7 protein-coding genes are annotated in these 7,991 nt (G+C 54.4%); 2 read left to right on the top strand and 5 right to left on the bottom strand.

The window, feature by feature from the left end:
- The 5 genes from ABYT07_RS01250 to ABYT07_RS01230 all read right to left on the bottom strand — a co-directional run.
- A partial coding sequence (locus ABYT07_RS01250) for an arsenate reductase ArsC (protein ID WP_372988793.1) occupies nucleotides 1-482 on the bottom strand: 482 nt, incomplete at its 3' end.
- A 9-nt stretch (nucleotides 483-491) separates the two neighbouring features.
- Nucleotides 492-824 (bottom strand): ArsR/SmtB family transcription factor, encoded by a 333-nt coding sequence (locus ABYT07_RS01245; RefSeq protein ID WP_372988794.1) that lies wholly within the window; start codon nucleotides 822-824, stop codon nucleotides 492-494.
- 137 nt (nucleotides 825-961) lie between these two features.
- Nucleotides 962-2,257, bottom strand: coding sequence for a TrkH family potassium uptake protein (locus ABYT07_RS01240; RefSeq protein ID WP_372988792.1), 1,296 nt, complete (start codon nucleotides 2,255-2,257; stop codon nucleotides 962-964).
- 50 nt (nucleotides 2,258-2,307) lie between these two features.
- Nucleotides 2,308-2,973 (bottom strand): TrkA family potassium uptake protein, encoded by a 666-nt coding sequence (locus tag ABYT07_RS01235; protein ID WP_372988791.1) that lies wholly within the window; start codon nucleotides 2,971-2,973, stop codon nucleotides 2,308-2,310.
- Between the two features lie 115 nt (nucleotides 2,974-3,088).
- A complete protein-coding gene (locus ABYT07_RS01230; protein WP_372988790.1) occupies nucleotides 3,089-5,413 on the bottom strand; it encodes a Tex family protein in 2,325 nt (774 codons plus the stop codon).
- Between the two features lie 437 nt (nucleotides 5,414-5,850).
- Here ABYT07_RS01230 and ABYT07_RS01225 point away from each other — a divergent pair, with 437 nt between their 5' ends.
- Both ABYT07_RS01225 and ABYT07_RS01220 read left to right on the top strand, forming a co-directional pair.
- Nucleotides 5,851-6,405 (top strand): toxin-activating lysine-acyltransferase, encoded by a 555-nt coding sequence (locus tag ABYT07_RS01225; RefSeq protein ID WP_372988789.1) that lies wholly within the window; start codon nucleotides 5,851-5,853, stop codon nucleotides 6,403-6,405.
- Nucleotides 6,406-6,529: 124 nt separating this feature from the next.
- Nucleotides 6,530-7,222, top strand: a complete 693-nt coding sequence (locus tag ABYT07_RS01220; protein WP_372988788.1) for a hypothetical protein — start codon at nucleotides 6,530-6,532, stop codon at nucleotides 7,220-7,222.
- The last annotated feature ends 769 nt before the right edge of the window (nucleotides 7,223-7,991 follow it).

The following is a 7,991-nucleotide window of genomic DNA, read 5'->3' as shown; positions in this document are numbered from 1 at the left end:
ATGGTGTCGACGTTGCGTTGCAGTGCCATCCGGTCAAGCGTGGCAATCGGCAGGTTTACGAAAATCGAAATCCGGCTGCGTAACATTCTGTAAGTTTCCGCAAAGGCGAGACGCTTGACCGCTTCCGATCCTTCGGCCTTTACCGGATCGGGCACACCCCAATGGGCTGTCATGGGCATGCCAGGCCAGAAAGGGCATTCTTCGGCCGCAGCATTGTCGCAGACCGTAAAGACGAAATCCATTTTCGGCGCATCTGGCCCGCTGAATTCATCCCAGCTTTTCGAGCGTGCAAAGCCGATGTCGTGGTTCAACCCTTCCAGCAGATCCAAAGTATTTGGGGGCGGTGCGGTCCCCGGCTTGGAAACGGCGGAATAGGCTTTGAATTTGCCCGCGCCTTCCTGGTTCAGGATGGCTTCGGCGATGATCGACCGGGCAGAATTCCCGGTGCAGAGAAACAAAACATTATAGCGGTCTTTGGTCATGATAGCGTCCTAACAGGCACAGGCGAGTTCATTGATGACCGGTTGGCACAATTCTGGCCGGCCGCCGCAGCAGTCCTCCATCAGAAAGGCCAGCAAGCCGCGCATGCCTTCCATGTCAGCAAAGTAGCGGATGCTGCGGCCTTCGCGGGTGCTGCGGATCAGACCGGCGCGGTGCAAGATCGCAAGGTTGGCCGACATGGTATTCTGGCGCACGCCTAAGGAATCGCTGATATCGCCGGCCAGCATGCCGGCTTCCCCGACCTTGATCAAAAGGCGGAAGACATCAAGCCGGGTGTCTTGGCTAAGCGCGGAGAAAGCGTTGAGAGCGTAATTTTTATCCATAAATCGAGAATTATTGATATAAAGGGCGTCGGTCAAGTTTTTTCCGGCGTATTCAGTCGCAAATGATGCGCTGACCTCGGCCGTCTTGTGGTCCCTTCATTCTAGGGTCCGCCCTGACGGGGGCCATCGCAGCAGTGTTAGCCCAAGTAGATCTGCCCGGCTGGGTATTTCACCCTTGGCGTGCTGCGTGTGGCAAGGAAAAAACCAATCGCGAGCGGCCCGACCCGACCGATGAACATGATGGCCATAATGATTGCCCGCCCGATACCGTCAAGATCGCCGGTGGTCCCGCGCGACAGACCGACCGTACCGAAGGCCGAGGTGACCTCGAAAGCGAGGTCGATAAACGCGCCATCGTGGTTGATCGAGGTGACGAATATTCCAGACAGGACAAGCAGCATCGAAATCGTCGTCAGCGCGAGGACTTTCATGACCTCATCGACCCCCAATGACCTGCCAAAGGCATGCAACGTCGTTTGCCGCTTGAAAAACGCAACCGTGGCAAGCAGCAACACGCACAGCGTGGTGACCTTGATCCCGCCGGCCGTCGACGTGCTGCCGCCGCCAACCAGCATCAGCGTCATTGTCAGTATCGTGGCGCTGTCGTGCATCCCGCCAATCTCGATCGTGTTGAAGCCGGCAGTGCGTGGCGTGACGCCTTGAAACCAGCTGGCCCACAGCTTGTCACCCGTGCTGAGGGTGCCAAGCGTCTCCGGGTTTGACCATTCCAAAGCGCCAAACATTACGGTGCCCCAGACAATCAAAATGGCTGTCCCCACCAGCATCAATTTGGAATGGAGGGTCAGTTTTCGCCATTTCCGTTTTTGGTAAATGTCCCCGACGACAACGAACCCAAGCCCGCCCAGAATAAAAAGCGCGGGGATCACGATGTTGATCACCGGATTGCCGACCCACCGTGAAAGACTGTCGGGATGGAGGGCAAATCCTGCGTTGTTGAAGGCGGAAATCGAATGGAAAACCGCTTGCCAGACACCATTCCAGCCAAATTCAGGCACAAAGACAAAGGCCAGCAATGCGGCACCGATCCCTTCGCAGATCAGGGCAATAATCATGATGATGCGGGCAAGGTAGGTCAGATTTGACAGCGAGGTCTGGTTCAGGTCTTCGCGCAGGATCAGGCGCTGCGGCATGCCCACCGGAATGCCAAGCGCCCCCAGCAAAAGCACCGCAAAGGTCATCAAACCCAAACCGCCGAGCTGGATAAGCACCGCAATCACAACCTGTCCGAAACCTGTGAAAGCGGCCCCCGTATCGGCCAACACAAGACCCGTGACGGTGACGGCAGACGTCGACGTAAACAGCGCTTCGCCCAGTCCCATGTCGCCGGTATGAGCGATGGGCAACCAGAGCAAAATGCCACCCAAGATAATGAACGAGATGTAGAAAATGGCCAGTACGGCGGGGGGCGACATTCGAAGCGTTCTTATATGTTTGACCAGTTTAGCAAGCGGAAACCCCATGATCAAAGGCTGGCTGCGAAGCTGCGCAGATCTTTGCGTTGTCCCAGCAGCAACAGCAGATCGTCCCGCTCCAGCTCGCAGCCTGTCGAATCCTGTCCGATATATTCGGTGCCCCGCATGACCCCGATACAGCGCAGGTTGAACTTTTCAGCATGTGGCAAATCCTTGAGGCGTTTGCCCTCAAGGCTTTGGGGAATGCGGAAATTCACAACGTGATACCCGTTACCCAAACTGACATAGTCGCGCACAAGCGGGTTGTGCAGAACTTGCGCAATATGTTGGCCAACTTCGACCTCGGGGTGAACAATCCGGTCAACGCCTAGCTTGCTTAGGATACGGTGATGGGTTTTGGTCGTGGCCTTGGCCCAAACAACCGGAACCCCAAGAAGTTTCAGGTTGATGGACGCAAGAATACTGGCCTCTAGCTCTGCGCCAATGGCCACGACAGCAACATCGCATTCCCCAAAACCGGCTTCGCGCAGTGCAGCATCATCACGCGCATCGACGATCATCGCCTGCGAAAGCGTATCGGCAAGGTTTGCGACGCGGGCTTCGGAAATGTCGATGCCTATGACGTGGTTGCCAAAGCGCTGTAATTCCTTGGCGACCGTGCTGCCAAAGTTCCCCAGACCTACGACGCCAAAAGTGCGGTTGCCGGTGTTAGCCATACTTCAACTTTCCGATACGCTTAGATTTTAGGGACCTTTGCTAGATTGCAGAACGTTGTCAACAAGGGGGCGCGGATGCCGGTACAGGTCAGTCAGCTGCGCGCGCATTGGCCCGTTACCGCTTGGGATCAGCCGGACGTTTCAGCGCCTGAGCGAGCGCCGAGCCCAAAGCACTTTCGCTGTGCGCAGGGGATCGCGGCGCTGCCGAAGATGGGGCCTTGCCGCGCGGCTTTTGCTTTTCCGGGCTGCGCGCGCCTTGCGGTTTCTCATGGCTGTTGTCCTTGCGCATGGTCAGGCCGATGCGCTTGCGCGGCACGTCGACTTCGGTGACGCGGACACGGACCACATCACCGGCTTTGACGACCTCGTGCGGGTCTTTGACAAAGCGGTCGGCCAGCTGGCTGACATGGACCAGCCCGTCCTGATGTACCCCAATGTCAACAAATGCACCAAACGCGGCGACATTCGTGACCGTGCCTTCCAGCGACATGCCGGGTTTCAGATCAGTGATGCTGTCGACGCCTTCGGCAAAGGTTGCAGTCTTGAAGGCGGGGCGGGGATCACGGCCGGGTTTTTCCAGCTCGGCCAGAATGTCGCGGACCGTGGGCAAGCCAAAGCTGTCATCGACAAATTGCGCGGCGTCCAGACCGGCAAGTGCCGCACTATCCCCCATAATTGCGCGCACATCGCGTCCGCAGGCTTGCACGATCTTGCGCGCCACGCCGTAGGCTTCGGGGTGGACAGAGGACGCATCAAGCGGTTCTTTTCCGTCGGTAATACGCAAGAAACCGGCGCATTGCTGAAACGCCTTCGGGCCCAGACCGGCGACTTTCAGCAGCGCTTTGCGCGTCGCAAAGGCACCGTTTTCATCGCGGTGCGTCACGATATTTTGCGCCAACGATGGCCCAAGACCCGCGATATGCGACAGCAACGGGGCAGAGGCCATGTTCACATCAACCCCGACAGCGTTCACCGCGTCTTCGACCACGGCGGCCAACGACAAGGCCAGATGACGCTGGTCAACGTCGTGCTGATACTGACCAACCCCGATCGCTTGTGGTTCGATCTTGACCAGCTCAGCCAGCGGGTCCTGCAACCGCCGCGCAATGGAAACGGCCCCGCGAATGGACACATCGACATCGGGAAACTCTTGCGATGCAAGTTCCGAGGCGGAATAGACCGAAGCCCCGGCTTCGGAGACAATCACCGGCGTCGGGCGGGCAACCCCCGCTGGCAGGCGCTTGAGAACATCCGCGATCAGGCGTTCGGATTCCCGGCTGGCGGTGCCGTTGCCAATCGCGATCAAGGCAACGCCATGCTTGCGGATCAAGTGCAGCAACGTTTCTTCGGACCCGCGCAGATCGTTGCGCGGCTGAAAAGGATAAATCGTCGCTGTGTCCAACAGCTTGCCGGTTTCATCCACCACAGCGATCTTGCAGCCGGTCCTGATCCCCGGATCCAGGCCAAGCGTGGCGCGCGCACCGGCAGGGGCGGCCAACAGCAAATCACGCAGATTGCGGGCAAACACCTCGATCGCGGTGGCATGGGCGCGGCGGCGCAAATCGGTCATCAGATCGACGAACATGCTCAGGCTCAGCTTGATGCGCCATGTCCACGCTGCCGCATCATGCAGCCAAAGATCACCCGGACCTTGCCCCGGTATCCCGATCTCGGCCGCAATCATGCCGATGACACGGGGCAGGGTGGTGTCCTCGTCAGGGCCGATGTCGACGCTGACGATGTCTTCTTTCGCGGCCCGCAGAATGGCAAGGGCACGATGCGACGGGATGGTCGCCCATTCCTCCCGATGCGCAAAATAATCCGAGAACTTCGCGCCGACCTCTTCCTTGCCTTTGTTCACCCGCGCCGTGATCAGCGCCTCTTGCTGCATGACCTGCCGCAAACGTCCCAACAGGGATGCGTTTTCCCCCAGCTCTTCGGCCAAAATATCGCGGGCACCGTTTAACGCGTCTTTCTGCGTCGGCACAGCCTCTGAAAGATAGCCCTGCGCCAGCACCGACGGCTCAGCGCTCCGGTCTGCAAGAATACCGCGCAACAGCGGCTCCAATCCGTTTTCCCTTGCAATCATCGCCTTGGTGCGCCGCTTGGGTTTGAAGGGCAGATATAAATCTTCAAGCACAGCTTTGGTATCGGCGGCCGTGATGGCGCGGGCCAGCGCATCTGTCAGTTTTCCCTGACCCTTGATTTCCCCAAGTATACTGGCGCGGCGCTTTTCCAGCTCGCGCAGATATCCCAGCCGCTCTGCCAGCAGACGCAACTGCGTGTCATCCAAGCCGCCGGTGACCTCCTTGCGATACCGCGCGACAAAGGGAACGGTATCACCCCCATCCAACAGAGCGACCGTTGCAATCACCTGCGCAGGACGCGCGTCAATGTCTTTGGCAATCGTGTTTGCAATACGATCAGAAACGTCGGTCATGGTGGGGCTCCCTAAGGTGACAGAAAGGCCGTGATAGCGCCGTTGCCCAAGCAGGCCAAGCCGTATTCCAACCTGTCAGCCGATGTCATGTTTGCGCTCTAAAAACGTCACCAAAGCGGGCAGCCATGATCGAACTGGTTCCTGTTCACCAAGGCTGGATTATCCAGCCAATGAGACCTCAAATCATGCCCGTTCAAGTCCCAAAAGATCAATCCGCACTGTGAGGGGTACAATTCCAAACAGTCGCCAGCCGAGTATTTCCAACGCACGTGCCACAACTTTTTGGCGAATATCGATAGGTTACGGAAAGGGAACTTTAGGCACCCCACAGTGATCAAACGAAAGTTGGATAAAATCTAATATTAACATTTGCGATACAATTCAAGATTGAGTAAATTTTTGTTAATTATAAGTTTATGAACAAGGTTTCTATTTTAATGACGAAAATTGACAATGTAGATGCGCCTCAGACGAGTGTTCCCGCAGGTCAGGCTGATGCCGAAACCCTCAAGAAAATAGCGGCCCTTCGTGCACAAGTGCGCGAGAGCTTTGGCAAAATCGTGATGGCAATGATGGGTCTGCCACGCTACCGCCACCAGTCCTTGATGGACCTTCAACACCTTGTCCTGGACCCATTGATTCGCGATAGGGTTGCGATCGCGCATCCCTCTGACCAAAAACAGGGGCCTCTGACAGATATTTCTGGACTCGCCATATGGGCCAGCGTGTCCGAAGAGGTCGACGCGAAACTGCGCGAGCAGATCAAGGCAGGCACATGGCCCGTCCGCTTGCAGGCCGAAGATTGGGCCAGCGGCGACATCAACTGGTTGATCGACGTAATTGCCGCAGATCAAAAGACGACTGTATCTGTTTTGAGCAATTTCAAACAGGTAGTTAAAGAGGGCGACCTGCGGTTGCACCCGCTTATTGGGCGTTTGGTCGATAAAGACACTCTTGCGAAAATGACTGTAGCCAAGCAAGCCGACGAATAGGTTGAATTCGACCTACGGTGGCCATCTGTAAGTGAAACGATTTATGGCTCCCGATTAAAGCATATCGTAGATGGTATCGGTGGTGATCTTTTTAAATGAGATTTGAGCTTGAGGGGCGTGACCGGTGACTAAATTGAGATGTATTCTCTTGCTTGGCTTCTCAGTCATGGTTGCCACATCTTTTTGGTATCTAACGGATACGACCGATACCTGGCAGCAAGAACTGTCCCTTTACATTTCGACGCCTCAAAGTGAAGTTGTGGCAAGCTCTGTTGTTGCTATTAATGTTTCAAAAAGCCGGTCCGATTTTCTCAATCATTTCGGCGGCAAGGAATGGCTCCTAGAAGGTGAAGGCATCGTTTCTGACCTTGGGGATGGAAAATTTATTTTCTCGCTAATTTATCCACAACGAATTCTTCTGATAGAAGCTATGCAAGACGCGGGCTTGATTTCTGTTGGATCTCACGAGGAAAATATGGATGCTATTCGAAAATCTGATCAAGTAGTGGATGTCGCACTGATCAAGCTCCCAAAGCTAATAGCATTTATGGATATAAATGATCCTTCTTCTGTTGTGGAAGTTCAGCCGAATAACTTGGAAAAAGTATTTGGCAAAGGGTATTTCCTGACCCGAGCCACAATCGAGAAAACAAGTAAAGCGCCCACTCGAGGGCAGCTTGCATATACGCTTCCATGGTGGAAGGAATATCAAAAAAGCGGACGTCATTTTGACGGTGAAATGCATAAGTTAACATTCGTGCATAGTACTCTTCCTCAAATTTTAACTACAAGTGCATTTGCAGCGGGTAGAAAATAATGACAATTTCAAAAGAGCTGTTCCTTGCGATCCTTTCAGTGGATGCCTACAATCGCAGTTACAATTCAGGCATTAATTTGAATAAAGACAAGGTTGGATCTGCAACTAAGTTTAGTGAATCTGCCACCCAAACTGATTTCGAGAGCAATGCAAGTGCTCAAGGCGGTTTCTACGCGGTGTCCTATACTGTTGATGGTGATGTAGAAGGGCTGGCTAGTAATTCTACTATTATTTCTTATCGAGGGACAGACCAAGGACTGCCAGAATTAATATTCGACGATTATAATATCGTGAATGGCAGGTATATTGTTGACCAACTTAGCTTTGCTGGCGAGTTTTTTAGACTGGTGGATGACCTTCGACCTGTAAATGCAGTCACTGGCCATTCACTTGGCGGCGCTCTTGCCGGATTTACGGCTGGTGTCAATCAGACCTACGCATATCTGGTTGATCCAATTGGCTATGGCCAAAGTCTGAATAACTTGGCAACTGACTTCTTGGCAATCCGGAACTACCTTGACTTCGACGACGTGGTAGATGCTCGAACTCAATATTTCGCAGACGGCGGAAGTGTATACTTTTCTATTCCGCAGACATCCTTTGATATTTCGTGGAATACGATGAGAGCGCTTGGTCTTTCGGCGTCCGACGATTTCAATTTTTCGCAAGTCAGTGAGTTTATTAATTCACGTCAGAACGTTGATGGCGCTTTCCTAGAAGGAACCGTCGTTGATGTTTTTGGCTATCGAAAGGCGCTGGATCCAGAAGT

Origin of the sequence: Sulfitobacter sp. (assembly GCF_041552635.1) — a bacterium.
Taxonomy (GTDB): Bacteria; Pseudomonadota; Alphaproteobacteria; order Rhodobacterales; family Rhodobacteraceae; genus Sulfitobacter.
Note: the sequence above shows the minus strand (reverse complement) of the source record. Positions and strands in the feature narration are given on the sequence as shown.